The sequence below is a fragment of the Bradyrhizobium sp. F1.4.3 genome (genome assembly GCF_040548375.1).
In the GTDB taxonomy this organism is placed as follows: Bacteria; Pseudomonadota; Alphaproteobacteria; order Rhizobiales; family Xanthobacteraceae; genus Bradyrhizobium.
On sequence record NZ_JBEPRN010000018.1, the window covers coordinates 35,144 to 58,532 of the forward strand.

Genomic DNA, 23,389 nt, shown 5'->3' on the forward strand with positions numbered 1-23,389 from the left:
CCGCTTATTTGCCGATTAGCACACGTTGACGGTCTGCCGAACGTAGGTGGAGCCGTTCCACACGTTCTGGGTCTGATAGCACGATGAACCATAGGCTGCGGCGGCGCCGAGCGCTGCGCCGGTTGCAACGCCGGCCGCTGCGGCTCCCCATCCATAGCCCCCGCGGTAGTACCCGCCACGATAGTAGCGCCCTCCGCCCGCCCATCGTGTGCCCCCGCCGTGCCAGCCATGCCTGACACCACCTCCGTGGAATTGCGCTCCACCACCGTGGAAATGAGCGCCGCCGCCCATGCGGCGTGCGTCCGCCGCGTCGGGAAGGGCGGTTGCTGCTGCAGCAGCGAAGCCGAGGGCTAACAGAGCTTTGGTCGGCCGCATTTGTACTCTCCTTTGCACGCCCCACCGGGGAATGCGTTGCGCCGTTCTTTGGTTCCGTAAAATTCTGCCACTGAGAGCCGAGGTCGCGCGACCATCACGACGCATGGATTCGGCGTGCGCTTCGTCTCGCATTCTCGCATCAGTGTGTGCCGCGATGGTCCTTAACCATTTCTCTCAACCTTAGCCTGTAAGGTCCGGCAATTATCGGCCTTGGGTGTTGCCAAAGCGCGACATTCAGGGCCGCCTGGCCAGTGTAGGCTGATCGATACCCGGGGCGCCTGAGCGACCTTGTATGATGGGATGTTCACGCGCGTGCGTCGAGTTGTGAGTGTTTGCCGGTGACTTGGACAAGTCGCATCATTGCCCCGTCGGTCTGGTTCGCCTTGTCGATCGCCGCAGTCCTTGGCGGTTGCGCCGGGCGTCCGTCGCAGGGCGTTCTCGTTCCAACGGCGCAGGTCGCTCCGGGAAACACAAATGTCCCGATCTATGTCGTCACCAATCGCAAGCGATCCGACGTCGATCCGGGCGAGATGTTCAGCGGCGAGCGTTCCGACGAGCTGTCGTTTGCCGAAGTGACCGTATCGATACCGCCCGATGCTTCGCGGAAGATCGGTGAAGTGCAATGGCCTGCAAGCCTGCCTGGTGATCCCCAGCGCGATTTCACGACCGTCTCGGCGGATTATCTCGACAGAACGCGCTTCGCTGCGTCGGTCGCATCGGCCGTGAAGCAGTCCGGTCGCAACAAGGTGCTCGTGTTCGTCCATGGCTTCAACAATCGCTTCGACGATGCGGTCTATCGCTTCGCGCAGATCGTTCACGATTCGAAGGTGCCGGTCGTTCCTGTGCTTTTCACCTGGCCTTCACGGGGCGAGCTCCGGCTGCGCGCCTATACGTATGATCGCGAAAGCGCCAACTTTTCGCGGGACGCGCTCGACAGCCTGCTGAGTTCGCTTGATAGCTCCCCCGCCGTCAGCGAAGTCTATCTTCTGGCTCACTCGATGGGCAATTGGATCGCGCTGGAAGCGCTACGCACGCGTGCGATCCGCGGCCCGCTTGTCGCGTCGAGACGCAGCAAGCTGATGAATGTGATGCTGGTGGCTCCCGACGTCGACGTCGATGTCTTCCGATCGCAATTGAACAGGATGGGAAGCGCACGACCCCCAATCTCCCTGTTCGTCTCGCGCGACGACGGAGCGCTGTCGCTGTCGAAGACGATATGGGGAGACGTCGCTCGCCTGGGCGATATCGATCCGACCCAGGAGCCGTATCGGAGCGAGCTCGATCGCGACCGGATCAACGTCTACGACCTGACGAAGCTGGCCGTCGCCGGCGATGACGCGCATGATCGGGCTTTCGAACAGGTGGGCCCGGTTGTCGCAATGATCCGCCAGCGCATGGCGCAGGGCCAGGTGCTGGGTGAACAGAAGGCAGACGCTAGCCCGCTCGCCCGGCTTGCCGACTAGCTGGATCTGGAAGGAGTCGCGCGACGGGTGGTGTGGCCGGTTTAGGCAAAACGGAAAGTCTGGCCAGAAAAATCCCATACGCCCGATGATGCCATCCTGCGCCTGTTTTGCCCGACGGGTCAACGTCTTCGCAAAGCGCCTAAGCCATTGATCCCGCTACCGCCGGCTACTGTGCATGGGGTTGTTTTCGACATTTTTGTTTTGGGGGTACGAAAGCATCAGGCCGAACCGGACCTCATCCAGCTCTCGCCCGCTACTTCATCACCCGCAAGCCCTTGGTCGTAAAGCGCTGCGTCTTGTCGCCGGGACGCACCGGTCGCCGCGTGCCGGCGGCCTTGCCGGTGCCGGGGGGCTGGTGGGCGGGCACGAGCTGGTCGGGGCGGGAGCCGATCAGATCGGCGCGGCCCATCTCCTTCAGCGCCTCGCGCAGCACCGGCCAATTGTCGGGGTCGTGATAGCGCAGGAAGGCCTTGTGCAGCCTTCGTTGACGAAGCCCCTTGATCGCCTCGACCTTGTCGCTGCCGCCGCGCCGCACGCCGCGCAGCGGATTGACGCCGGTGTGGTACATCGCGGTTGCGGTCGCCATCGGCGAGGGCAGGAAGGTCTGCACTTGATCGGCGCGATAGCGGTTCTTCTTGAGCCAGAGCGCGAGGTTCATCATGTCCTCATCGGTCGTGCCCGGATGCGCCGCGATGAAATAGGGGATCAGATAGTATTTCTTGCCGGCCTGTTCGGCTGCGGCATCGAACATCCGCTTGAACTGGTTGTAGGCGCCGATGCCCGGCTTCATCATCTTGTCGAGCGGGCCGCGCTCGGTATGTTCGGGCGCGATCTTCAAATAGCCGCCGACATGATGGGTGACGAGCTCCTTGATGTATTCGGGGCTCTCGACCGCGAGGTCGTAGCGTACGCCGGAGGCGACCATCACCTTCTTGATGCCCTTGGTCTCGCGCACCTTGCGATAGAGCCGGATCAAATCGTCATGCGAGGTGTTGAGGTTCGGGCAGATCTCGGGGAAGACGCAGGACGGCCGCCGGCACGCCGCCTCGACCTTGGGATCCTTGCACGCCATCCGGTACATGTTGGCGGTGGGGCCGCCGATGTCGGAGATCACGCCGGTGAAGCCCGGCGTCTTGTCGCGGATCTTCTCGATCTCGCGCAGGATCGAGCCTTCCGAGCGGTTCTGGATGATGCGGCCTTCGTGCTCGGTGATCGAGCAGAAGGTGCAGCCGCCAAAGCAGCCGCGCATGATCGTCACCGAAAACTTGATCATGTCCCAGGCGGGAATCTTGGCTTCGCCGTAGGACGGATGCGGGGCGCGCGCATAGGGCAGGTCGTAGACCGCGTCCATCTCGTCGCTGGTCAGCGGGATCGGCGGCGGGTTGAGCCAGAGGTCGCGGTCGCCGTGACGCTGCACCAGCGGCCGCGCATTGCCGGGATTGCTCTCCCGATGCAGCACACGTGAGGCGCGCGCATAGGCCTCGCGGTCCTGCTCGACCTGCTCCAGCGCCGGCAGCCGGATCACGGTCGCGCCCTTTTGTCGCGTTGCGCCCTCGTCGGCGGAATCGAGATCGTCGGCGTGCAGCTCTGCATAGTTCTCGGGGACGCGGCGGAACAGCGCGACGCCCCTGATGTCATTGAGCTCGCGCGGTGCCTCGCCCGCAGCAAGGCGGTTGGCGACTTCGACGACGGCGCGCTCGGCATTGCCGTAGAGCAGCAGGTCGGCCTTGGCGTCGGCCAGCACCGAGCGGCGCACCTTGTCGGACCAGTAGTCGTAATGGGCGATCCGGCGCAGCGAGGCCTCGATGCCGCCGAGCACGATCGGCACGTCCTTGAACGCCTCGCGGCAGCGCTGCGCGTAGACGACGGTGCAGCGGTCCGGCCGCTTGCCGCCTTCGCCGCCCGCCGTGTAGGCGTCGTCATGGCGCAGGCGGCGGTCCGCGGTGTAGCGGTTCACCATCGAGTCCATGTTGCCGCCGGTGACGCCGAAGAACACTTTTGGCTTACCGAGCGCTTTGAACGGCTCGGCCGAATGCCAGTCCGGCTGGGAGATGATGCCGACCCGGAATCCTTGCGCCTCGAGCAGCCGGCCGATGATGGCCATGCCGAAACTTGGATGGTCGACATAGGCATCGCCGGTCACCAGCACGACGTCGCAGGCGTCCCAACCGAGCGCATTCATTTCGGCGCGGCTCATCGGCAGGAACGGCGCCGGCTTGCGCGGCCGGGCCTGGGCCATCAGGGGCTTTTCGGCGGTGATTTGGGTGTCCATGGCGCACAGGCATAGGACTCCGGGGCGGCGAATACAACCGATCGCTGTGCCGCTTTCGCCGATTGCGGTTCCCCTGACAGGCTAGCCGGCCGTGCGGGCAGCGTCGCTTGCTGGCGTCGTCTCGACGCATTGAGTCTTGCAATCGTCGCATATGCCCATAGCCACCTCGTCTTTTGGGTTCTCGCCGCAGTGCGCATGGGGTATTCGGTTGCTTCATGGGCAAGGGAACAACAGAGGGCGGCGATGGCGCGGCCGTCGGCGCAGCGCCGTCCACTGACGCCTGGCTCGGCGCGATTGCGCTGATCGGCTTCATCCTGGTGGCGACCGCGCAGGCCTCCAATCAGATTCTGGCGCGCGGGCTTGCCGGCTCAGTGCCGCCCTTTGCGCTCGCCTTCTTCCGCTGGAGCATCGTTGCCATCGGGCTTGCGCCGATCGCGCTTGCAGAGATCCGGGCCGGCCGCGTGCCGCTCGGGAGAAACATCTGGCCGATCCTCGCCGCTGGCTTCATGGGGATGTTTCTCTGCGGCGGCCCGGTCTATATCGCGGGCGTGTCGACGACGGCGATCCACATCGCGCTGATCATGGCGCTGTCGCCGATCACCGTGCTCTTGATCTCCGCGGCGCTCGGCATGGAGCACGTCGGTCCGCTGCAATGGCTCGGCACGGCGCTTGCCCTTGCCGGCGCGCTGCTCATCATCTCCGGCGGCCATCCGGAGACGCTGATACAGCTGGAGACGGCAGCGGGCGACGGCTTGGTCGTGATCGCGATGCTCGGCTGGTCCGGCTACACCCTGCTGCAATCGCGCGCCGCGCCGCGCGCGTCCCTGCTTGCGCGCATGAGCCTGTTCGCGGGAGCAGGCGCCGTGTTCTCGCTGCCGCAGGCGCTTCTGGAGATGTGGACCATGCCGGCCCAGGTTTTCAGCACGAAAGCGCTCGCCGCCTATCTTTTCGCCGGGATCGTTCCAGGCCTGCTCGCCTATGCCGGCTTTGCCTGGCTTGGCGGCAAGTTCGGCTCGGTGCGGACGTCGCTCGTGCTCTACATCGGACCGGTCGCCAGTGCCCTGCTGTCGTTCGCCATCCTCGGCGAGCCGCCGAAGCTGATCCACTTTTTCGGCGGCCTGCTGATCCTTGGCGGGGTCTGGGCCAGCCTGCGCAAATAGTTTCGGCATGCGCCGTGGTTCAGCCGCAGGAACCAATTGCCTCCGCGAACATTCTGACCAATGGGATCGACGCGAACTCGGCTCGCATGCGCCTTCACAATCTCGATGCTCGTTACCCACAACCGGATTTCTGCCTAGATGCTCGCCTCGGACGATGGGGGACTTGTGAGTACGGTCATAGAGAATTTGCTGGCGCGGAAGCAGAAGCTGGTGGAACAGCTCGAGATGGCGCAGACGGTCGAGGAACGCGACAAGATCGAGCACCAGCTCGAGCAGATCAACACCGCGCTGGATTTTCTGGATAGACCTGAACCGAACGGCGGACGGTAGCCGCGCTCAATCCACCTTCACGGCCTCAACTTTCAAGGCTTTGGCATAGACCACGCCCGAATTGGTGATGTGCGTCGTCATCAGTTTTTCGAAATCAGCAAATTCGCCGCGGGCGAACAGGTCGAGCAGCTTGCGATGCTCCTCGAAGGAAGTGCGGGTCCGCACGTCGATCGGCGAGGTCAGGTTGGTGCGGAGCGCAGCGACGCGGCCCGAGACCAGCTGGTAGGATTCGACGAGGTAGCGGTTGCCGCAATGCGCGAACAATGCTTCGTGAAAGGCGGCGTCGGCGCGGCCGTAGGCGATGTTGTCTCGTGCTGCGACCGCCGGCTCCATCGCCGCGATTGCATCGCTCATCGTCGCGACAGCGCCGTCTCGATCGTGGCGAAAGGCGAGCTCGGCGGCCTTTGGTTCGAGCGCGATCCTGAAGGTGCAGAGCGCATGGATGTCCCCGGCGCTCGGCGTGAAGACGAAGCTGCCGACCTGCGGCCTGATCACCACGAGGCCCTGGGCCTGCAATTGTCCCAACGCCTCGCGCACCGGCGTGCGGCTGACGCCGAAGGAATTTGCCACCATTTCCTCGGAGATCGCAGCGCCCAGTGCGAACTCGCCGTCGATGATGGCCTGGCGCAGCCGCTGCATCACCCGCTGCGACAGCGATTTCGGCGTATCGAGCCTTAGCGATCTCATGCGCTCTCCTGGTCAGATCACCTTGCCGGGATTGAGCAGGTGATCGGGATCGAGCGCGGCCTTCAACGTTCGCATCAGCGCGATCTCGGCTTCGCTGCGGGCATGGCCCAGCCACTTCTTCTTCAGCGTGCCGATGCCGTGCTCGGCGGAGACGCTTCCACCCATCTCGCGGACGAGACTATAGATGATCGCGTCCATCTCTTCTTTCGGCTGTTGCTCGACGGAAAGGCCGGTGACCCATGAGACGAGGTGCAAATTACCATCGCCGATATGGCCGTAATACACGCTCTCGCATCCCTTGATGCCGTCGGCGAGCGTGGCCTTGCAGCGGGTGACGAATTCGTCCATCCGCGCCACCGCAAGGCCGATGTCGTAGGAGATGTGCGGCCCCAGCACCTGGCCGAATTCGGCGCAGATGTCGCGCACTCGCCAGAACGCTTGCGTCTGCGCCAGCGATTGCGCCACGGCGGCATCGACGAGCAGCCCGCGCTCCATCAATTCTTCGAGCCAGCTCTGGAAGCGCGGCGCATCGAGGCCCTCGTCGGTGCCCTGCGCTTCCACCAGCACGTAGAGACCGTGGCCCGCGGCGACCGGCGGCTTCACGCCCGCGCGCGATGTGATCACGTCCCAATAGTCCGGCCACATCACCTCGAACGCGGACAGCAGCGGGCCGAGTCCGCTTCGCGCCGCATCCAGCAGCGCGATCACCGCGGCATAATCCTTCAGCGCGCAGAGCGCAGCCATGGTCGAGCGGGGCTTCGGAAACAGCTTCAGCACCACGCGGGTAATGATGCCAAGCGTGCCTTCCGAGCCGATGAAGAGATGCTTCAAATCGTAGCCCGCATTGTTCTTCATCAGCTTGTTAAGATTGGTGATGATGGTGCCGTCCGGCAGCACCACCTCCAAGCCGAGCACCAGTTCGCGCGTCATGCCGTAGCGGATTACGCGATTGCCGCCGGCATTGGTGGAGAGGTTGCCGCCGATCGCGCACGAACCGCGCGAGCCGAGATCGAGCGGAAAGAAGAAGCCGGCCTCATCTGCGGCCTTCTGAATCGTTTCCAGTGGCGTGCCGGCCTTCACCGTCATCGTCGCCGAGGCACGATCGATCTCCTCGATGCCGGTCATGCGCTCGAGCGAAATCGCGACCCAGCCCGGCTCGGGTGAGGCGCCGCGGCACAGTCCGGTCAATCCGCCCTGCGGCACGAACGGCAGTCGGGCCTGCCGGCAGGTGGTGATCGCGTCCGCAACGCCCTGCGCGTCGAGCGGACGGATCACCGCCAGCGGCGTTTGCGGCAGGCTCGCGCTCCAGTCATTGCCATTGCGCGCGGGCACCTCGGTGCCGGTCAGCACGGCGGTCGCCCCGAGCTTTTCGCGCAGGCCACCGAGCAGTTGGTCGGGATGTCCCGCGGGGGTCACCATATCCATGTGAGACCTCTTGCAGATCTGGCTGGACGCACATTGCGCGCCATCGTGGCGAGGGAATTGCTTCTTCCTTGTATGTAAGGTACAAGATAAAAAGTAAAGCAAAAACAAGACTTCAGTGAGCCTTGAAGATCGTTATAGATCAGGGGCTTATTCCGAAGGCGCAGCGATGGGTGGTGCTATGACGGAGGCAATTCGCGGGTTCTGGGTGGCGTCGGCAACGCCGCTGGCGTCGGACGGCAGCGTGGATTCCACCAGGCTCGCCGCGCATGCCAAGCAGCTCTTCGGCAAAGGCGTCGACGGCGTCGTGCTGTTCGGCACCACCGGCGAGGGGACTTCCTTCAATGTTGCCGAACGCGTCGCGACCGTCGAAGCCTTGCTCAAGGCCGGCGTCGCCGCGGAGCGCATTGGCATCGGCGGCGGCTTTCCCGCCATCAGCGACAGCGTCGCCCTGACGCGCGCGGTGCTCGGCCTTGGCCTGCGCCACGTGCTGTTGCTGCCGCCTTACTTCGATCGCAACGTCACGCCCGCCGGCATCGAGGATGCCTTCGCCGCGATCTTCGACGGCGTCAGCGACGATCGCCTGCGCGCCTCGCTCTATCACATCCCGCAGGTCTCGGGAGTTGCGATCCCGACTACGGTCGCCGCGAGCTTGCGCAAGCGCTACGGCAAGCTGGTCGCGGGCCTGAAGGACTCCAGTGGCGACTTCAAGCAGTTCCAGGCGTTCCGCGCCGCGGCACCCGAACTCGCCATCACCGTCGGCAATGAGGCCGACATCGCCCGCGCGATCGCCGCCGGCGGAGCCGGCACCATCTGCGGCATGGCCAACATCGCGCCGGAGCTCGTCAAGGCGATGATCGACGGCAAGGATGTCGAAGCGCGCATGCAGGCCGCGGTCGACGTCGTACTGAAGACACCATCCTTCCTCCCGACGCTCAAGGCCATCCTCGCGGCACAGACCGGCGATGCAAGCTGGCTGCGCGTGCGTCCGCCGTTGCGTGCGTTGTCCGATGGTGCTGCGTTCAAGTCGAAGCTGGACGAACTGACCAGCCCCGCCATCGCATAAGACCGCTTTTCATTCGCGGCAGTCGCGTGAGACGCGTGCTGACATCGCGCGGATCGCCACGAGCGCTGCCGCAAAGCCTGACGCCGCGCCGACGCCAAGTGCCCAGCGCGGGCCCAGATTGTCCGCCACCCATCCGACGATCGGCGCGCCGATGGGCGTGCCGCCAAGCGCGACGCCGAGGCGCAACGCCATGACGCGTCCCCTCATCTTCGGTTCGGTTGAGAGTTGCATCAGGCTGTTCGACGTATTGGTGACCGTCAGGGCCGCGACGCCGATCACGACAAGCGCGCCGGCGAACAGCCAGTAGCTCGGCGCAAGCGCGGCCAGCGTGCACCCGGCGCCAAAAATTGCAGCGCCCAGCAGCAGCGAGACGAACCGCGGCTGGGCACGCCCTGCGGCCAGCAGCGCGCCCGAGATCGTGCCGACCGCCATCGTCGACGACAGCAGGCCAAAGCCGCGCGCATCGGTGTGGAAGACGGTGACGGCCATGGTCGAGATGAAGATCGGGAGGTTCAGCCCAAACGTGCCAATCAGGAACAGCATGATCATGATCGCCCTGAGATCCGCACGCGACCACACATAGCGAAAACCCTCCGTCATGCCGCCCTTGGCCCGGTAGGCTCGTGCGTTCGGGCGAAGCTCCGAGGCGCGCAGCAAGGAGAGTGAGCCAAGCACCGCGATGAAGGATGCGGCGTTGATCAGGAAAGCCCATCCGGTGCCGATCGAAGCGATGACGATCCCAGCGATCGCGGGCCCGATCATCCGCGCGGCGTTGAAGGACGTCGAGTTCAGCGCGATCGCGTTGGAGAGGTCGCCGTCGCCGACGAGCTCGGCCACGAATGTCTGGCGCACCGGAGCGTCAAAGGCCGCGGCACAGCCGAACAGGAAGGCGAACACGTAGACGTGCCAGAGCTGAACCAACCCGGTGACGGTGAGAAGGCCGAGGACCAGCGCCAACACGCCCATCGTCGCCTGTGTCGCGATCAGAAGTCGTCGTTGATTGAAGTGATCGGCCGCAAAACCCGTCCATGGCATTAGCAGGAGCTGTGGTCCGAACTGGAGCGCCATCACCGCGCCCACGGCCGACGCATTGTGCCGTGTGAGCTCGGTGAGAACGAGCCAGTCCTGGGCGGCACGCTGCATCCACGTCCCGGTATTGGACACCAGCGCGCCGGCAGCCCAGACACGGTAGTTGAAGTTCCGCAGTGAGCGAAACGTGCCCGCGGCAGGCACGCTCACGAGCCTGTCGGCGCGTTGCCGCCGTGAAACCGGCCGAAGTGTCGCGCGCAAAAGAGGCTGAGGAGCAGGGCACCGAGTCCGAGCGCGGCGACATCGCGCGTGTCCATCAGGTCAAACTCCCCGACACGACAGACGAGGAGATATCCGACGATGATGTTGAAGAAGCCCCAGAGCACGTTGACCGTCGACGAGGATAGCCCTTGCCCTCGCGGTTGCGCGAACGGGCTCTGGAACGGCTCTCCGCGCAGGCCGCTGACGAGATGCGGAATGGCGTTCGCCAGAAAAGCGCCGCCGAAGAAATAGGAAACCAATTGAAGCCAGTTCATGCCTGCGCGCTCCGTGTTGACAGCAATTCGATGATCGCCTGCGTCGAGCCGCTCTCGCCGAGCCGCGGAAAGATGTTTGCGATGCTGTAGTCGTGAGCCTCGGAACGCGAATCGGTCATCGCGTCGGTGGCAAGGGTGACATTGAAGCCCGCCTCGTAGGCCTGGCGTGCGGTGGACTCGACGCCGGTGCCGGTGGCGACGCCGGCGATGACGACCTGCGTGACGCCGCGCGATCGCAGCCGGCTTTCGAGATCGGTGCTGGCGAATGCGCCCCATGTCCGCTTGGTGACGGCGATATCGCCGGGCTGTTGATCAAGTTCTGGAATGAGAGCGGTCCATCCGTCGGGGAACGGACCGCCAGCACGCGGCCGCTCGGTGCGACCCGGCGCTCCGCCATCGACGTTGACCAGCACGACCGGCAGGCGATGCCGCCGAAACGCAGCGGCAAGCGTGCAGCAGCGCCCCACGACGTCGCCGATGGAATCGACGAAAGGTGAGCCGACGATGCCGCGTTGCAGGTCGACGACAATGAGGGCCGTGATCGGGTCGAGCGTCGTGAGAGCCATGATCGTGTCCTTCCGGCAGCCGAATCTTCCGTCGACGGATGCGGCGAGGCCGCGTCAATCGTCGACAAGCCGCTTGAGCAAAGCGACGGCGGCGGCCAGTTCATCCTGTTCCCGCAATGAAAGCCGTGTAGAAATTGTGCGCGAGAGCCAATCCTGCCGCGCGGCGCGACCGACCCGGATCCAGTCGCGGCACGCCTTTGTCAGCGACAGAATGGTTTGACGGCCGTCTTCCGGATCGGGGGCGCCACTGACCAGGCTTGCGGCCTGAAGTCCGGCGACCGCGGTGCTCATCGATTGCGGTCGCATCTTTTCCGATCGCGCCAGGCTCGACACCGTCGCAGGGCCGTCCTTTTCCAGACGCAGCAGGATGGATACCTGGGACGGCGTCAGGTCATTCGGGCCTGCCTGCTCGCGAAGCCGCCGCTTCAGCTTTCCGACCAGCGAACGGAGGTCTTCGGCGAGCGCGCCGGCGCGCGCGGACGGGCGTTGGTCCGACGAATTGATCATGCTGGGTCAATGCCATATATGAAGATAGACTGCAAAGATTATCTGCACAGCTGAGCTGTACAAAATGACGTGAGCAGGGAGCCACTGGCTGCCCGATGACGACATGGAGAAGTTGTGCGAGTTCATGGGGCCCGGGGTGATTGTGCGACACGGCGTCGCGTTGCCGCCCGCTTGGTGAAGATCTCGCGTCGTCGATGACGCGCGGTCAGCATCGCCGATATGCAGGCGTGCTCATTTTCACGCGTCTTCGAATTGCGACGCGCCGATTCATGCTCAAGAAAGCACCGCAACCCGGAATCCGCGCATCGTCATGCGATCGCGACTGCTCTTAGAACGATTCAACACTAGAGCGATTCAAGTCGTCGCCATGTTCTCTTCGTTCACCGCGGCTGCTAGAGGCGCCAGCTTCAATGCTGTCTCTGACCTGGAAGTGAATCGAAAGTGCGTGCCTCTGTGGATGGCCAGCGCGTCAGCGGTCATCGAAATCGCGCCGGCAAGAGCCGTGCGGGTCTCCTGATCGGCGCGGCTGTGCTGCTCGCCGAATGCCCCTCCAACACGACGACCGCGCAGGCACAATCGGCGCTGCCGCCGGTGACGGTCGATGCGCCGATGCAGCGACCGAAACCGGCGCGCGCGTCGGAGCAGTCTCAACGACGCACACAAGCGGCCGCACGTCAGCGCAGCCGGAATGCCGCCACACCTGCAACTCCGACGCCGTCGGAACGCGCCGCGGCTGAAGCCGCCGCGCAACAGGCCGCAAAGCTCGGCTATCGTGCGATGCCGAGCGCGACCACGCTGCGCAGCGGCGCCTCGCCGCTCGACACCTCGCAGGCGGTCAACGTCGTGCCCGAGCAGGTCCTGAAGGACCAGTTGCCGCGCAACATCGACGACGCGCTGGTCAACATCAGCGGGATCACTCAGACCAACACGCTCGCCGGCACCCAGGACGCGGTGATCCGCCGCGGCTTCGGCGACAACCGCGACGGCTCGATCATGCGCAATGGCATGCCGCTGGTGCAGGGCCGCAGCCTGAACGCCGCGGTCGAGAGCGTCGAGGTGCTGAAGGGACCGGCTTCGCTGCTCTACGGCATCATGGATCCCGGCGGCATCGTCAACACCATCAGCAAGCGTCCGGAGCTCTACCAGCACGGCTCGGTCACGCTGCTCGGCTCGACCTTCGCGAACAACCGCAGCGGCGCCGACGGCACGCTCGACATCACCGGTCCGATCGGCAACGGCGGTCTCGCCTATCGCTTCATCGGCTACGGCGTCAGCGAGGATTATTGGCGCAATTTCGGCCGCCACAGGGAAATGCTGGTGAACCCGTCGCTCGCCTGGTACGGCGAGACCACAACGGTCCAGCTCACCTATGAGCACCGCGAATTCATCTAGCGGCACCGCCTTCGTCAACGGCGCGCCGCTGGCGATCCCGGCGACGCGCCGGCTGGACGAGCCCTTCAACAACATGTGGGGCACCTCGGACCTGATCCAGGGCTCGGTCGAGCAGAAGCTCAGCGACAATTGGAAGGTCACGGCGGCCTACAGCTACAACACCGAGAGCTATAGCGCCAATCAGCTCCGCATCACCGGCGTCAACACCACGACCGGCGTCGAGACCCGCAGCAACGACGGCACCCAGAACTCGCTGAGTAACGCCAGTTATGGCACCTCTTATCTGCAGGGTGACGTCTGGGTCGGCGGCTTCCGCAACGAGATCCTGTTCGGAGGCGAGGCGTTGTATCGCACGATCGATCGCCGCGACCTGATTCGCCAGGCGACCCCGAGCTTTAATTTCTACAACCCTGTCTACGGACTGGTCTCGCAGCCGGGCACGACCATTTCGGCAACCGACAGCGAGCAGACCGACAAGCTAGGCACCCGCGGCTTCTTCGCCCAGGACACATTCCATCTGACCAACTGGCTGTCCGTGGTCGGCGGCGTGCGCTGGATGGAATACGAGCAGCTCGCGGGAAAAGGTCGGCCTGTCTTTGTCACCAACACCAATCTGGCGGGCGACAAGGTGCTGCCGCTTGGCGGTGTCATCTTCAAGCTGAACGATCAGCTCTCGTATTACGTGAGCTATACGCAGTCGCTGAAGCCGACCTCGACCATCGCGGCGTTCACCAGCGGTTTCGTCGTCGACTCCACCATCGCGCCCGAAGAGGGGACGCAGTGGGAGACCGGCCTGAAGTTCGATCTCAACAAGCGGCTCTCGGGCACGTTGGCGCTTTACGACATCGAGAAGAAGAACGTGCTGGTGCTGGATGATCTCGGCAACGGCAAGTCGACGGGGCGCACGTCCGGCGCGGCCCGGTCACGCGGCGTCGAATTGGACGTGACCGGCAGGCTGACCGATCAATGGAGCATGATCGGAAGTTATGGCTATACCGACGCACGCTTGATCAACGATCCCGTTGTCGGCAACGCCAAGCTGCTGAACGCCGCGATGAACACGGCTTCGCTCTATCTCGTCTACGATTTCGGTGACCGGCTGCCCGGACGCCTGCGGCTCGGCGGCGGCGCGCACTACGTCGGCGACCGGCCGGGCGACTCCGCCAACACGTTCTTCATGCCGGCGTACACCGTCGCAGACGTCTTTGCGACCTACGATACCAAAATCGACAACCTGCCGGTGACCTATCAGTTCAACATCAAGAACCTGTTCGACAAGGTCTACTATACGTCCACCACCGGGAGCGCCTTGGCCGTCGCGATCGGCGATGCCCGACGCTTCTCGCTGTCGGCGACGGTGAAGTTCTAGCGATGGCGGCGCGGCACAAGGCCATCTCGGTCCTCATCGCGCTGGCGTCTGCCTGCCTTGTTGCCACAGGTGTGAGTTCCGCCGAGGAGCTCACGCTCTATTCGACCAGGGAGGCGGCTCTGGTCGAGCCTGCTGTTGCGGCTTTCACGGAGGCCAGCGGCGTCAAGGTGAACGTGGTCTTCGTCGAGGACAGTCTCGTCAAGCGACTCTCCTCGGAAGGCACGTCGTCGCCCGCCGACGTCCTGCTGACAATCGGGTTCGACAAGACGACTCAGCTCTCCGCCCGAGGCCTGACGCAGGCGCTTTCGTCAGCGCGCATCGAACAGGCCGTGCCGGCAAATCTGCGCAGCGGCAGCGCGCAATGGTTCGCGCTCGCTATCCGCCCGCGCGTCGTATTTGCGCGCAAGGACAGCGCGCTCGCCGCGATCGACTATGAAGACCTCGCCGATCCCAGATGGCGCGGCAAGCTCTGCATACGTGCAGGCTTACATCAGAACAACGTCGCCCTGGTCGCGACCTATCTCGCGCATCACGGCGAGGCTGCGACGGAGGCCTGGCTCACCGGCCTGAAAGCCAATCTCGCTCACAAGCCAGCCGGCAAGGACAACGACGTGATCCGCGAGATCGCGCAAGGGACGTGCGAGATCGGCATCGGCAACACCGTGGCGCTGGCGCAATTGCGTGACGGACGGGAGGGCGCCGACTGGCGCGCCTGGGCGGCGGCGGTCAAGGCGGTTCCGACCACATTTCAGGGCGGCGGCACACATGTAAACCTCACCGGAGCGGCCATCGCCAAGCACGCGCCGCATCCAGCTGCCGCGCAAAAATTCCTCGAGTTCCTTGTCACGCCGGCCGCGCAACGGATCATTGCCGCCGCTGAGCTCGAATATCCCGTACTGGCCATGGCAGAGCGGGCTCAGATCCTCACCGAGATTGGTTTATTCACTCCCGACGCGATGCCGATCGATCGGATTGCCGTGCATCAGCAGGCCGCGACCGCGCTCATCAAGAGAGTCGGCTTCGATGAGTAGGCTGGGGCACAAGATCAAGGCGGCCCTGCTTCAGCTCCATTCCATTGCGGGCCTCGTGCTCGCGCTGCTGCTTGCTCTGATCGCCCTCACGGGAACGATCATGAGTTTTGAGGATGAGATCGTCGACCATCTGAATGCCGGGATCATGCAGGTCATGCCGCGAACGACGCCGGCGCTGATGCCGGACGAGCTGGTCGCGCGCCTGAAGGCTGTGCCTGATCTCGGCAAGGTCGCTGCCGTGACGCTTTCGAGCGATCCGTCGGCGGCCGTGCATGTCCGCTTCGCTCGCGACGAGCAGGGCGCGCGGCCGTCCTCGCTCTATGTCGATCCCTATGACGGGAGCGTGCTTGGCGCACCTCGCGGCGAGGAATTCTTTGCAACCGTCCGCAGGCTGCACCGCTGGCTGCTCGTTCCCGGCGATGCCAAGGGCTGGGGGCGCCAGATCACCGGCGTTGCCGCGCTCGGCTTGATCGTCATGCTGATCTCGGGCCTGGTGCTGCGCTGGCCGCGCCGCACCAGCAGCGTGAAGATGTGGCTGAAGCCGAATCTTGGGCTGACCGGCCGTGGCCTGCACCGGTCACTGCACGCCGTCATCGGCACCTGGGTCCTGCCGATCTATCTGGTGATGACGCTGACGGGGCTCTGGTACTCGTTCGACTGGTACAAGGACGGTGCCGCGTGGCTGCTGTCGCGCCCGCAGGTGGCCGCTGCGCGGATGCAGCCGAAGCAGCCGCGCGCTCCTGGCCATCCCGAGCCGGTTCAGCCGGTCGGGTTCGATCGGGCGTGGTCAACCTTCCTGCACGAAGAGGGCCGCCGTTTCTCCCGGGCCCTGCTGACGCTGCCGGCCGGCCCGGGCACCGTGATACGGTTCCGGTCGTGGCCGAAGGACTCCACACTGGAATCCATGCGCGACGAGTTCCGCATCGACGCCGTCACCGGTCAGGTGGTCACCGCAGAGCGCTATGCCGACAAGACGCTGGGCGAGAAGGCCATTGCGGGTGTGCTCGACATCCACCGCGGCGCGGCGCTGGGCTGGCCAGGCAAGCTTGCCTTCATGATCGCCGCGGCCTTGATGCCGTTGTTCGCGATCACCGGCGTGTTCTTGTACCTCTCACGCCGCAAGCTGCGACCATCACGCCAGCGCGCAACGCTCGGCAATGATGCCGCCGATCGCACGGGCGAAAGGCAGGTCGCAGCCCTCGGCGATGCCAAGGGCGAGCTCGACGGCATTGAGCTGCGGCAGGTGCGCTAGATCGCCCGCTTGCCGCAGCGATTTGCGCATCCCCAGCATGATGGGCAGGGCCGCATAGCCGAGGCCGGCCTTGACGGCACCGACCAGCGCGGAGAGGCTGCGCGCTTCGCAGGCAATCGTCCATTCGCGTCCGGCGAGGCGCAGGCCGCGCAGTGCCTCGTCGCGATAGGCGCAGCCGTCCGCAAATGCCACCAGCGGAACGGTATCGTCGGATCGGTTTGACGTGGCCACCTTGCCGAACCACGCCATCGGCTCGAATGCGATCGCGGCATCAACGGCGTTCGACGGCGCGCGCTTGTAGAAGGCGAGATCGAGCCGGCCGTAATCGACGTCCTCGGCGAGCCGTGCCGACAGGTCGGTGCGCACCGATAGCCGTGCCTTCGGGAAGCGTGAGCGGATTTCGCCGAAAGCCGACGTGAAATCGCGCTCGAGAAAATCCGCAGGCATGCCGAGCCTGATCCGCTCATCCGACTTCGGCCGGCGCATCGCTGCGACCGCGCGCTCGTTGAGCGTGATGATCTCTCGCGCATGCGCGACGAGCTCCACGCCCTTCACTGTGGGGCCGAGCACGCGGCCGCGCGCCCGCTCCAGCAGGGAATGGCCGACCACGCCTTCGAGCCGGGCGATCTGGAGGCTGATCGCGGATTGCGACCGCCCCAATTGCGCCGCCGCGCGTGAAAAGCTCTTCAACTCGACAATGGCGAGCAGGGACCGCAGCGTGTCGATATCGAGGGTCGTCGGCATGGGAAAACTCCGGACGGGCCTGCCGGACGCGACTCCGGCGAGACGGGCAGTCAGAATGAGATTTATCAATGAAGCCATTGCAGAAATCAATTTCTCCCGTGCGGGGAGTTCGGGCTATCAGGCATGCGCGCCGGTCGCGACAGAAGGCGCGGGGGAAACACATGCAACGCCGCAATGTTCTGAAAGCCCTGGGATTGACCGCCACTGCCGCCATCGCTGCCACGCCGGCGTTTGCGCAAGGCGCCGCTGCGCCGCCATCGACGTCGTTATCGTCCTGGCCGGCACCGCAACTTGCGACGGGCGGACGGCTCGGCCATTGCCGCGTCGGCAATGGCCCCGTGGTCTGCGTGGTGCTGCACGAATGGCTCGGCGATCACGTCAACTGGGAGCCGGTGCTGCCCTATCTTGATCCCGCCCGTCACACCCTCGTCTTCATGGATTTGCGCGGCTACGGCTGGTCGCGCGGCGTGAGCGGCAGCTACACGCTGGACGAAGCCGTCGCGGACGTGCTGCGCACCGCGGATGAGCTCGCTATCGGCCGCTTCCATCTCATCGGACATTCGATGTCGGGCCTGGTGGCGCAAAAAATCCCGCTTCAGGCGTCTGGCCGGGTTCAAAGCGTGACGCTGTTCTCGCCGGTGCCGCCCACCGGTTTCCGCGCCGACGAGGCCGCGCTGAAGGCGCTCAATGCCGTCATCGACGAGGACGATGCGGCCGCGCGCGCGATCACGGCCCGCACCTCCAGCCGCTATGGGACCGGCTGGCTGCACCGCAAGCTCGCCATCGCCCGCGGCGCCGGCACGGTCGAGGCCATGCGTGGCTATTTGGCGATGTTCACGACCTCGGCCATCACCGGCGACACGCATGCGCTGGCTGCGCCTCTCCATGTCGTGACCGGCGCGCTGGACATCCTCTTCTATCGCGGCGAGCCCTTGCGGAATGCTTTTGCGCTCGCCTATCCACGCGTGACGTTCGAGACCATCGATGATGCCGGCCATTATTCCATGCTGGAGACCCCGGTGCGGGTCGCCAGCATCATCGAGAAGCAGGTGGCGGCCACGGGCTGAACTCATCCCGGGTGATTGCAACGCGAAGCCGTATCTCGCGCGACGGACAAGAAGCACTTGTCTGGCCGTCCACGAAATGGTTCGATCCCAGCCGTACACGCTAGAGTCGTGGTGGTTGATGGCGCGATCCGAACGAGACGAACTCGAAGAGTCCGCACTGCCTGCAGTACTTGTCAGGCGCAGCGATCTGCCCGTGCCGCTGACCCATCCGGCGCGAAGTTTCTTCGGCGGCCTCCCCAGGCTACCCCCGCAGTTCGAGTGGCCGACGGCGGAGGTCAGGGCGAACGTCGAGCTGGAGAGAGTCGCGCTCACCTTCGTGGCTCAGATCGACTTGGCCGAAGTGCCTGGCGCCAAGTGGTCGCCGCTTCCGAAACGAGGCACGCTGTATTTCTTCTGCAGCTCGGTCTTCGTTGGCGAAGGGCGTCCACCTTGCCGCGTGCTCTATAGTCCCAAAGATGGTGGCGCGTATCCTGAACGGGCGCCACCGCCAGATCTGATGCCGCTGGTGGGCACTGACGGTGATGCCCAGGTCAAATGGCTCGATCCCACTCTCGATTTCCATTCAAAGGTCGAGTTCAAATATCCACTTTCCTTCCGGCTTTTCCGCGATTTTTACTCTCCGAGAGGATACTGTCGGAGGTGAGCTCATGATCGAGGAATTGTGTAAGGCGTTAGGCCCGGGTGAGCCGAAGGAAAGGGATCTGCTGCAGTTTCGAGGAGCGGCCGAATTTGCGAAAGATGAGCATTGGCCGTTCAACTGGCTCCTGATCACCCATGTGGTTCGGGCGGTATTGTCACGTGTGCAGCGCGATCTGACGTCTGGATCTTACTACAAGCCGCTCACAGACGAAGCAGCCTTGGAGTTGAAGCGCCTTCGCGCCGGTGCAATCGGGTGGCTTGAGCGCTGCCGGGCGCTGACGCCAATGGACGACATTGATGTGGACACTAAAGCGGCTTTCAGGTCCTGGTGGATCGATGTCGAGCAGGCCTATGAGAGGATGGACAAACAGGTGTCCACGTACACCTACAAAATCGCGGCCGACCTAGGCAACGCCATCAACCACACGATCCGTTGCATGGCGACGCAGGATGTCGATGCTCTCGACGACGTCCCTCCCAGCTACCTGGAGAATCTCGCGCGGCAGAATCGCTGGAAGACGCCGACCGTGCAAGACGGGCAACGCCGCCATTTCAGCACGGCCCTCCATCAGATGCTGGGGTACGGCAGCGGCCCGCAAGATGCGACGGAGGTGCATTTGGAGGACATGTTGTTGCTCCAGATCCAAGGTGATCTCGCATTCTTCGATTGGCACTCCAACATTGGGTGCGTGCTTCATTTCTGGATCGACCGGGATGCTCTCGCGCAACTCGACTTTTCGCGGATCGAGGCCACTTACGAATGTGATTAGCGTAATGTCTGCGCGGTATTCCCTGGCATGGCTAGCCAACAGCGCGACAATGGTTCAAAAGCTCGTGGCCGTCTTCTCAAGGTCCACGTCATGAAGCTTTCGACCGTCACCCCCGCCGAAATCCGCCGCGCACTGTTGCTGCGCGAGGAGATCGCGCTGCTCGATCTCAGATACGAGGCAGCCTTCGCCACCGGCCATCCGCTGTTCGCGGCCAACATGGCCGTGGACCGGATCGCGATCGAAGCCGAGGTGAGGCTGCCGCGCAAGGACGTGCCGGTCGTGCTCTATGATGACGGCGAGGGGCTGGTCGCGGCCGGCGCCGAGCGCCTTGCCGCGCTCGGCTACACCGATGTCCGCGCGCTCGATGGCGGACTGAAGGTCTGGCGTATGGCGGGTTACGAAGTGTTCGAGGACGTCAATTCCTATTCAAAAGCGTTCGGCGAGCTGGTCGAGGCGCGCCGCCATACGCCTTCGTTCAGCGCCGACGAGGTCGCAAAGCTGATCGCGGACAAGGCCAACATCGCCATCCTCGATGTCCGCCGCTTCGACGAATATGCGATCATGAACATCCCTGGCTCCGTCAGCGTGCCCGGCGCGGAGCTGGTGTTGCGAGCGGGGCTGGCCGCGCCAGATCCCGACACCACGATCATCGTTAATTGCGCCGGCCGCACCCGCTCGATCATCGGCACCCAGTCGCTGATCAATGCCGGCGTGCCCAACAAGGTGCGGGCGCTGCGCAACGGCACGATCGGCTGGACGCTGGCGCGGCACACGCTCGATCATGGTGCCGACCGGCGCGGCGCGATCGGGCCGTTCGAGGGCGGCGCGACCAATGCCCGCGATGTCGCCTATCACGCCGGCGTCCGCGACATCGGCGCGAACGAGATGTCTGCGCTTGCCGCGCAGACCGATCGCACGCTCTACCGCTTCGACGTGCGCGACGCGGAGGAGTATGCGGCCGGTCATCTCCCGGGCTTCCGCCACTATCCCGGCGGCCAGCTTGTCCAGGAGACCGACATGGCCGCGCCGGTGCGCGGCGCGCGCATTGTCCTGACCGACGACAAGGGCGTGCGCGCCGACATAACGGCCTCCTGGCTCGCGCAGATGGGCTGGGAGGTCTATGTGTGCGAAGGCGGCTATGACGGCGCGCTCGAGGTCGGCCCGCCGTATGTCCTGCCGAAGCCCGATCCGGCCCACCGCTACCGCCGTCCCTATGAAGGCACCGACGTCGCCGAGCGCGCGATGCAGGCCTATCTCGACTGGGAATATGGCCTCGTCGACCAGCTCCGCCGCGACGGAACGCACGGGTTCTATGTGATTTGAGAGTGGTCGCGTTGATCCACCGGAGTTGTACGGAGCCGTCGGGCCAGGCCTTGCCACGCCGCACAAATGATGGTCGATTTTAACCCGAATCAGTTTTGCGTTCTGCCCAGACATCCTGTCCGGGTTCCGCAATGGCGCGATGGGTCACGCAGAAAGCGACGGCCTCGCGGACGTCGGAAAACATCCGGTCGGGCACTGGCGGCGCCTGATCCGGATAGCGCTCGACGTCGCGGCAGCCATAGCCGGTGTGCACGCCATAGGCCCTGAGCCCCATGGCGCACCCGGCACCGATGTCGCGCAGGCTGTCGCCAATCAGGGCGGAACGGCCGAGGTCGATGCCAAAATCGGCGGTCGCCCTGCGAAACAGCAGCGTTCCCGGCTTGCGGCATTCGCAGGCGATCTGGAATCTTGCAGCGCCGCCCGGCGTCTGCTCGGGATGGTGTGGGCAGAAATAGATGGCATCGATGGTGGCATCGTCCTGCGCCAGCAACTCGCGGATCCGCGCGAAGATCGCTTCGAGGCCTGCGAGCGTGACAAATCCCTTAGCCACCTGGGCGCGGTTGGTGACGATGATCGCGAGGTAACCTGCATCTCGCGCGGCCCGTACGGCCTCACCTGCGCCCGGGATCAGCCGGACGTCATCCGGCCCGAGCACGCCGTGGCCGCCCGGCTCCTCATTCAGCACGCCGTCGCAGTCGAAGAAGATGGCAGGTCGCATGGGCCAGACTTTCCGGTCGGTTTGGTATGCTTGTAGTGCGTGGCGCGGATGGAGCGAAGCGAAATCCGGAATGGCGTCCCGCATCCAATCCATCACCGTCATCCTGAGGTGCCGGAGCGCAGCGGAGGCCTCGAAGGGCGACGGCCCCGCTGCATCCGGGCCGTGCATCTTTCGAGGCTCACCCTGGTGCGCAAGTGCGCCCCAGGGATCGGGCCTCAGGATGACGGGGCTGCTATCGCGAGCGCCTACCGCCGCGCCATCTTCTCCCCATATCCAAACCCTATTGTGTTGCGCGTCGTCCGCGGTCTATGAGCTGCGGCAAAGCCGCCATTCATGGAGACACTATGCCAGCCCCAGGCCAAGGCCCCGAGCGGAACGCGAAGGCGCTGCTGCTCGAAGGCGTCAATGACAGCGCCGTCGACCTGTTCAGGAGCGCGGGCTTCACCAATGTCGAGCGGCTGACCAAGGCGCTCGACGGCGAGGCGCTGCGGCAGGCGCTCAAGGGCGTGACGCTGCTCGGCATCCGCTCGCGCACCCAGATCACCGACGACGTGCTGGGGGCCGCCGACCAGCTCCTGGCGGTCGGCTGCTTCAGCGTCGGCACCAATCAGGTCGACCTGTTGGCCGCGCGCAAGCGCGGCATTCCCGTGTTCAACGCGCCGTTCTCCAACACCCGCAGCGTCGCCGAGCTCGTGATCGGCGAGATCGTGATGCTGCTGCGGCGGATTTTCCCGCGCTCCGTGTCGGCGCATGAGGGCGGCTGGGACAAATCGGCGACCGGCAGCCGCGAGGTGCGCGGCCGCACGCTCGGCATCATCGGCTACGGCAATATCGGCTCGCAGCTCTCGACGCTGGCCGAGGCCATCGGCATGCGCGTGATCTACTTCGATCGCACCGACAAGCTCCGTCACGGCAACACCGAGCCGGTCGAGAAGCTCGAAGAGCTTTTGGCGCAGAGCGATGTGGTCAGCCTGCACGTGCCGGAGACGCCGGAGACCGCCGGCATGATCGGCGAGAAGGAGCTGCGCGCGATGAAGCCCGGCTCGTTCCTGATCAACAATAGCCGCGGCACCGTGGTCGATCTCGATGCGCTGGCGGGTGCTCTGCGCGATGGTCACCTTGCGGGTGCCGCCATTGACGTGTTTCCGGTCGAGCCGTCCTCGAATTCGGATCGCTTCAAGAGCCCGATGCAGGGCCTCGGCAATGTCATCCTCACCCCGCATATCGGCGGCTCGACCGAAGAGGCGCAGGAGCGCATCGGCGGCGAGGTGGCGCGCAAACTGGTCGACTATTTCATCACCGGCTCGACCATGGGCGCGGTGAATTTCCCGGAGGTGCAGTTGCACTTGCGTCCCGCCGGTGTGCGCTTCAGCCATGTTCATCGCAACGTGCCGGGCATGTTGCGCCGTCTGAACGAGGTGTTCCTCCAGCGCGACATCAACATCGCCGCGCAATATCTGGAGACCGCAGGCGATCTCGGCTACGTCGTGCTCGACGCCGATCTCGGCAGCCAGGATTCGGCCGCACTGCTCCAGCAGATCCGCGGCCTGGAAGGTACGATCGGCGCGCGGCTGGTATTCGAGCACTAAGCCGCCGTCACGTTCCGGTTGCATGCCGCGGCCAAAGCTCTCTAAACTGTTGTCATCCTCGGCGTGTTACAAATCGCGTCGA

At 64.7% G+C, this 23,389-nt stretch carries 21 protein-coding genes and 1 pseudogene; 12 read left to right on the forward strand and 10 right to left on the reverse strand.

The window, feature by feature from the left end:
* Window positions 1-15: 15 nt before the first annotated feature.
* The gene (locus ABIB73_RS31215) at window positions 16-375 is read right to left on the reverse strand and encodes a hypothetical protein (protein WP_354230380.1); all 360 of its coding nucleotides are present in this window, start codon (window positions 373-375) and stop codon (window positions 16-18) included.
* Window positions 376-713: 338 nt separating this feature from the next.
* On the opposite strand from ABIB73_RS31215, the gene ABIB73_RS31220 reads away from it, so the two are divergent.
* On the forward strand, window positions 714-1,838 hold the full coding sequence (locus tag ABIB73_RS31220) for an alpha/beta hydrolase (RefSeq protein WP_354230382.1): 1,125 nt from the start codon (window positions 714-716) through the stop codon (window positions 1,836-1,838).
* Window positions 1,839-2,091: 253 nt separating this feature from the next.
* Here ABIB73_RS31220 and ABIB73_RS31225 read toward each other — a convergent pair whose 3' ends face one another.
* Complete coding sequence (locus tag ABIB73_RS31225) at window positions 2,092-4,110, reverse strand: YgiQ family radical SAM protein (protein WP_354230384.1); 2,019 nt, start codon at window positions 4,108-4,110, stop codon at window positions 2,092-2,094.
* Window positions 4,111-4,325: 215 nt separating this feature from the next.
* Here ABIB73_RS31225 and ABIB73_RS31230 point away from each other — a divergent pair, with 215 nt between their 5' ends.
* Together ABIB73_RS31230 and ABIB73_RS31235 are read left to right on the forward strand one after the other, a co-directional pair.
* On the forward strand, window positions 4,326-5,270 hold the full coding sequence (locus tag ABIB73_RS31230; RefSeq protein WP_354230386.1) for a DMT family transporter: 945 nt from the start codon (window positions 4,326-4,328) through the stop codon (window positions 5,268-5,270).
* 165 nt (window positions 5,271-5,435) lie between these two features.
* Window positions 5,436-5,600, forward strand: a complete 165-nt coding sequence (locus ABIB73_RS31235) for a hypothetical protein (protein WP_354230388.1) — start codon at window positions 5,436-5,438, stop codon at window positions 5,598-5,600.
* A gap of 6 nt (window positions 5,601-5,606) precedes the next feature.
* On the opposite strand, the gene ABIB73_RS31240 is transcribed toward ABIB73_RS31235, so the two are convergent.
* Entirely contained in the window at window positions 5,607-6,287 is a 681-nt protein-coding gene (locus ABIB73_RS31240; RefSeq protein WP_354230390.1) for a GntR family transcriptional regulator, read from the reverse strand.
* A gap of 12 nt (window positions 6,288-6,299) precedes the next feature.
* The gene (locus ABIB73_RS31245) at window positions 6,300-7,712 is read right to left on the reverse strand and encodes an FAD-binding oxidoreductase (protein WP_354230392.1); all 1,413 of its coding nucleotides are present in this window, start codon (window positions 7,710-7,712) and stop codon (window positions 6,300-6,302) included.
* Window positions 7,713-7,890: 178 nt separating this feature from the next.
* Between ABIB73_RS31245 and ABIB73_RS31250 the strand changes: the two genes are divergently transcribed.
* Window positions 7,891-8,775 carry a dihydrodipicolinate synthase family protein gene (locus tag ABIB73_RS31250; RefSeq protein WP_354230394.1) on the forward strand — a complete coding sequence of 295 codons (885 nt, stop codon included), beginning with the start codon at window positions 7,891-7,893 and terminating at the stop codon, window positions 8,773-8,775.
* Window positions 8,776-8,784: 9 nt separating this feature from the next.
* On the opposite strand, the gene ABIB73_RS31255 is transcribed toward ABIB73_RS31250, so the two are convergent.
* From ABIB73_RS31255 to ABIB73_RS31270, 4 genes are read right to left on the reverse strand one after another with little or no spacing between them, the layout of a single operon-like run.
* On the reverse strand, window positions 8,785-10,014 hold the full coding sequence (locus ABIB73_RS31255; protein ID WP_354230395.1) for an MFS transporter: 1,230 nt from the start codon (window positions 10,012-10,014) through the stop codon (window positions 8,785-8,787).
* Complete coding sequence (locus tag ABIB73_RS31260) at window positions 10,011-10,340, reverse strand: hypothetical protein (RefSeq protein WP_354230397.1); 330 nt, start codon at window positions 10,338-10,340, stop codon at window positions 10,011-10,013. The genes ABIB73_RS31255 and ABIB73_RS31260 overlap by 4 nt, the downstream gene beginning before the upstream one ends.
* Window positions 10,337-10,906, reverse strand: coding sequence for an isochorismatase family protein (locus tag ABIB73_RS31265; RefSeq protein WP_354230399.1), 570 nt, complete (start codon window positions 10,904-10,906; stop codon window positions 10,337-10,339). Before ABIB73_RS31265 ends, ABIB73_RS31260 begins: the two co-directional genes overlap by 4 nt.
* 54 nt (window positions 10,907-10,960) lie before the next feature.
* Window positions 10,961-11,413 (reverse strand): MarR family winged helix-turn-helix transcriptional regulator, encoded by a 453-nt coding sequence (locus ABIB73_RS31270; protein ID WP_354230401.1) that lies wholly within the window; start codon window positions 11,411-11,413, stop codon window positions 10,961-10,963.
* A 441-nt stretch (window positions 11,414-11,854) separates the two neighbouring features.
* Between ABIB73_RS31270 and ABIB73_RS31275 the strand changes: the two are divergent.
* The 3 genes and pseudogenes from ABIB73_RS31275 to ABIB73_RS31285 all read left to right on the forward strand — a co-directional run bounded on the left by ABIB73_RS31275 (window position 11,855) and on the right by ABIB73_RS31285 (window position 16,457).
* Window positions 11,855-14,174, forward strand: a pseudogene (locus ABIB73_RS31275) (TonB-dependent siderophore receptor).
* Window positions 14,175-14,176: 2 nt separating this feature from the next.
* A complete protein-coding gene (locus ABIB73_RS31280) occupies window positions 14,177-15,205 on the forward strand; it encodes an extracellular solute-binding protein (RefSeq protein ID WP_354230403.1) in 1,029 nt (342 codons plus the stop codon).
* A complete protein-coding gene (locus ABIB73_RS31285) occupies window positions 15,198-16,457 on the forward strand; it encodes a PepSY-associated TM helix domain-containing protein (RefSeq protein ID WP_354230405.1) in 1,260 nt (419 codons plus the stop codon). Before ABIB73_RS31280 ends, ABIB73_RS31285 begins: the two co-directional genes overlap by 8 nt.
* On the opposite strand, the gene ABIB73_RS31290 is transcribed toward ABIB73_RS31285, so the two are convergent.
* The gene (locus ABIB73_RS31290; protein ID WP_354230407.1) at window positions 16,338-17,201 is read right to left on the reverse strand and encodes a LysR substrate-binding domain-containing protein; all 864 of its coding nucleotides are present in this window, start codon (window positions 17,199-17,201) and stop codon (window positions 16,338-16,340) included. The genes ABIB73_RS31285 and ABIB73_RS31290 overlap by 120 nt on opposite strands.
* Before the next feature lie 161 nt (window positions 17,202-17,362).
* Here ABIB73_RS31290 and ABIB73_RS31295 point away from each other — a divergent pair, with 161 nt between their 5' ends.
* The 4 genes from ABIB73_RS31295 to ABIB73_RS31310 all read left to right on the forward strand — a co-directional run bounded on the left by ABIB73_RS31295 (window position 17,363) and on the right by ABIB73_RS31310 (window position 21,000).
* A complete protein-coding gene (locus tag ABIB73_RS31295) occupies window positions 17,363-18,268 on the forward strand; it encodes an alpha/beta fold hydrolase (RefSeq protein ID WP_354230409.1) in 906 nt (301 codons plus the stop codon).
* Window positions 18,269-18,386: 118 nt separating this feature from the next.
* A complete protein-coding gene (locus tag ABIB73_RS31300; RefSeq protein ID WP_354230550.1) occupies window positions 18,387-18,911 on the forward strand; it encodes a DUF1963 domain-containing protein in 525 nt (174 codons plus the stop codon).
* A gap of 4 nt (window positions 18,912-18,915) precedes the next feature.
* Complete coding sequence (locus ABIB73_RS31305) at window positions 18,916-19,677, forward strand: DUF1963 domain-containing protein (RefSeq protein WP_354230411.1); 762 nt, start codon at window positions 18,916-18,918, stop codon at window positions 19,675-19,677.
* A gap of 90 nt (window positions 19,678-19,767) precedes the next feature.
* Window positions 19,768-21,000 carry a rhodanese-like domain-containing protein gene (locus ABIB73_RS31310; protein WP_354230413.1) on the forward strand — a complete coding sequence of 411 codons (1,233 nt, stop codon included), beginning with the start codon at window positions 19,768-19,770 and terminating at the stop codon, window positions 20,998-21,000.
* Window positions 21,001-21,079: 79 nt separating this feature from the next.
* Here ABIB73_RS31310 and ABIB73_RS31315 read toward each other — a convergent pair whose 3' ends face one another.
* Window positions 21,080-21,886 (reverse strand): D-glycero-alpha-D-manno-heptose-1,7-bisphosphate 7-phosphatase, encoded by an 807-nt coding sequence (locus tag ABIB73_RS31315; RefSeq protein WP_354230415.1) that lies wholly within the window; start codon window positions 21,884-21,886, stop codon window positions 21,080-21,082.
* 176 nt (window positions 21,887-22,062) lie between these two features.
* Between ABIB73_RS31315 and serA the strand changes: the two genes are divergently transcribed.
* Window positions 22,063-23,307 (forward strand): phosphoglycerate dehydrogenase, encoded by a 1,245-nt coding sequence (serA, locus tag ABIB73_RS31320; protein ID WP_354230417.1) that lies wholly within the window; start codon window positions 22,063-22,065, stop codon window positions 23,305-23,307.
* The last annotated feature ends 82 nt before the right edge of the window (window positions 23,308-23,389 follow it).

Coding starts and splice junctions, on each gene's coding strand:
- ABIB73_RS31215 (WP_354230380.1), bottom strand. CDS start 375: ATGCGGCCGACCAAAGCTCTGTTAGCCCTCGGCTTCGCTGCTGCAGCA.
- ABIB73_RS31225 (WP_354230384.1), bottom strand. CDS start 4,110: ATGGACACCCAAATCACCGCCGAAAAGCCCCTGATGGCCCAGGCCCGG.
- ABIB73_RS31230 (WP_354230386.1), top strand. CDS start 4,326: ATGGGCAAGGGAACAACAGAGGGCGGCGATGGCGCGGCCGTCGGCGCA.
- ABIB73_RS31240 (WP_354230390.1), bottom strand. CDS start 6,287: ATGAGATCGCTAAGGCTCGATACGCCGAAATCGCTGTCGCAGCGGGTG.
- ABIB73_RS31245 (WP_354230392.1), bottom strand. CDS start 7,712: ATGGATATGGTGACCCCCGCGGGACATCCCGACCAACTGCTCGGTGGC.
- ABIB73_RS31250 (WP_354230394.1), top strand. CDS start 7,891: ATGACGGAGGCAATTCGCGGGTTCTGGGTGGCGTCGGCAACGCCGCTG.
- ABIB73_RS31260 (WP_354230397.1), bottom strand. CDS start 10,340: ATGAACTGGCTTCAATTGGTTTCCTATTTCTTCGGCGGCGCTTTTCTG.
- ABIB73_RS31265 (WP_354230399.1), bottom strand. CDS start 10,906: ATGGCTCTCACGACGCTCGACCCGATCACGGCCCTCATTGTCGTCGAC.
- ABIB73_RS31270 (WP_354230401.1), bottom strand. CDS start 11,413: ATGATCAATTCGTCGGACCAACGCCCGTCCGCGCGCGCCGGCGCGCTC.
- ABIB73_RS31280 (WP_354230403.1), top strand. CDS start 14,177: ATGGCGGCGCGGCACAAGGCCATCTCGGTCCTCATCGCGCTGGCGTCT.
- ABIB73_RS31285 (WP_354230405.1), top strand. CDS start 15,198: ATGAGTAGGCTGGGGCACAAGATCAAGGCGGCCCTGCTTCAGCTCCAT.
- ABIB73_RS31290 (WP_354230407.1), bottom strand. CDS start 17,201: ATGCCGACGACCCTCGATATCGACACGCTGCGGTCCCTGCTCGCCATT.
- ABIB73_RS31295 (WP_354230409.1), top strand. CDS start 17,363: ATGCAACGCCGCAATGTTCTGAAAGCCCTGGGATTGACCGCCACTGCC.
- ABIB73_RS31300 (WP_354230550.1), top strand. CDS start 18,387: ATGGCGCGATCCGAACGAGACGAACTCGAAGAGTCCGCACTGCCTGCA.
- ABIB73_RS31305 (WP_354230411.1), top strand. CDS start 18,916: ATGATCGAGGAATTGTGTAAGGCGTTAGGCCCGGGTGAGCCGAAGGAA.
- ABIB73_RS31310 (WP_354230413.1), top strand. CDS start 19,768: ATGAAGCTTTCGACCGTCACCCCCGCCGAAATCCGCCGCGCACTGTTG.
- ABIB73_RS31315 (WP_354230415.1), bottom strand. CDS start 21,886: ATGCACGGCCCGGATGCAGCGGGGCCGTCGCCCTTCGAGGCCTCCGCT.
- serA (WP_354230417.1), top strand. CDS start 22,063: ATGCCAGCCCCAGGCCAAGGCCCCGAGCGGAACGCGAAGGCGCTGCTG.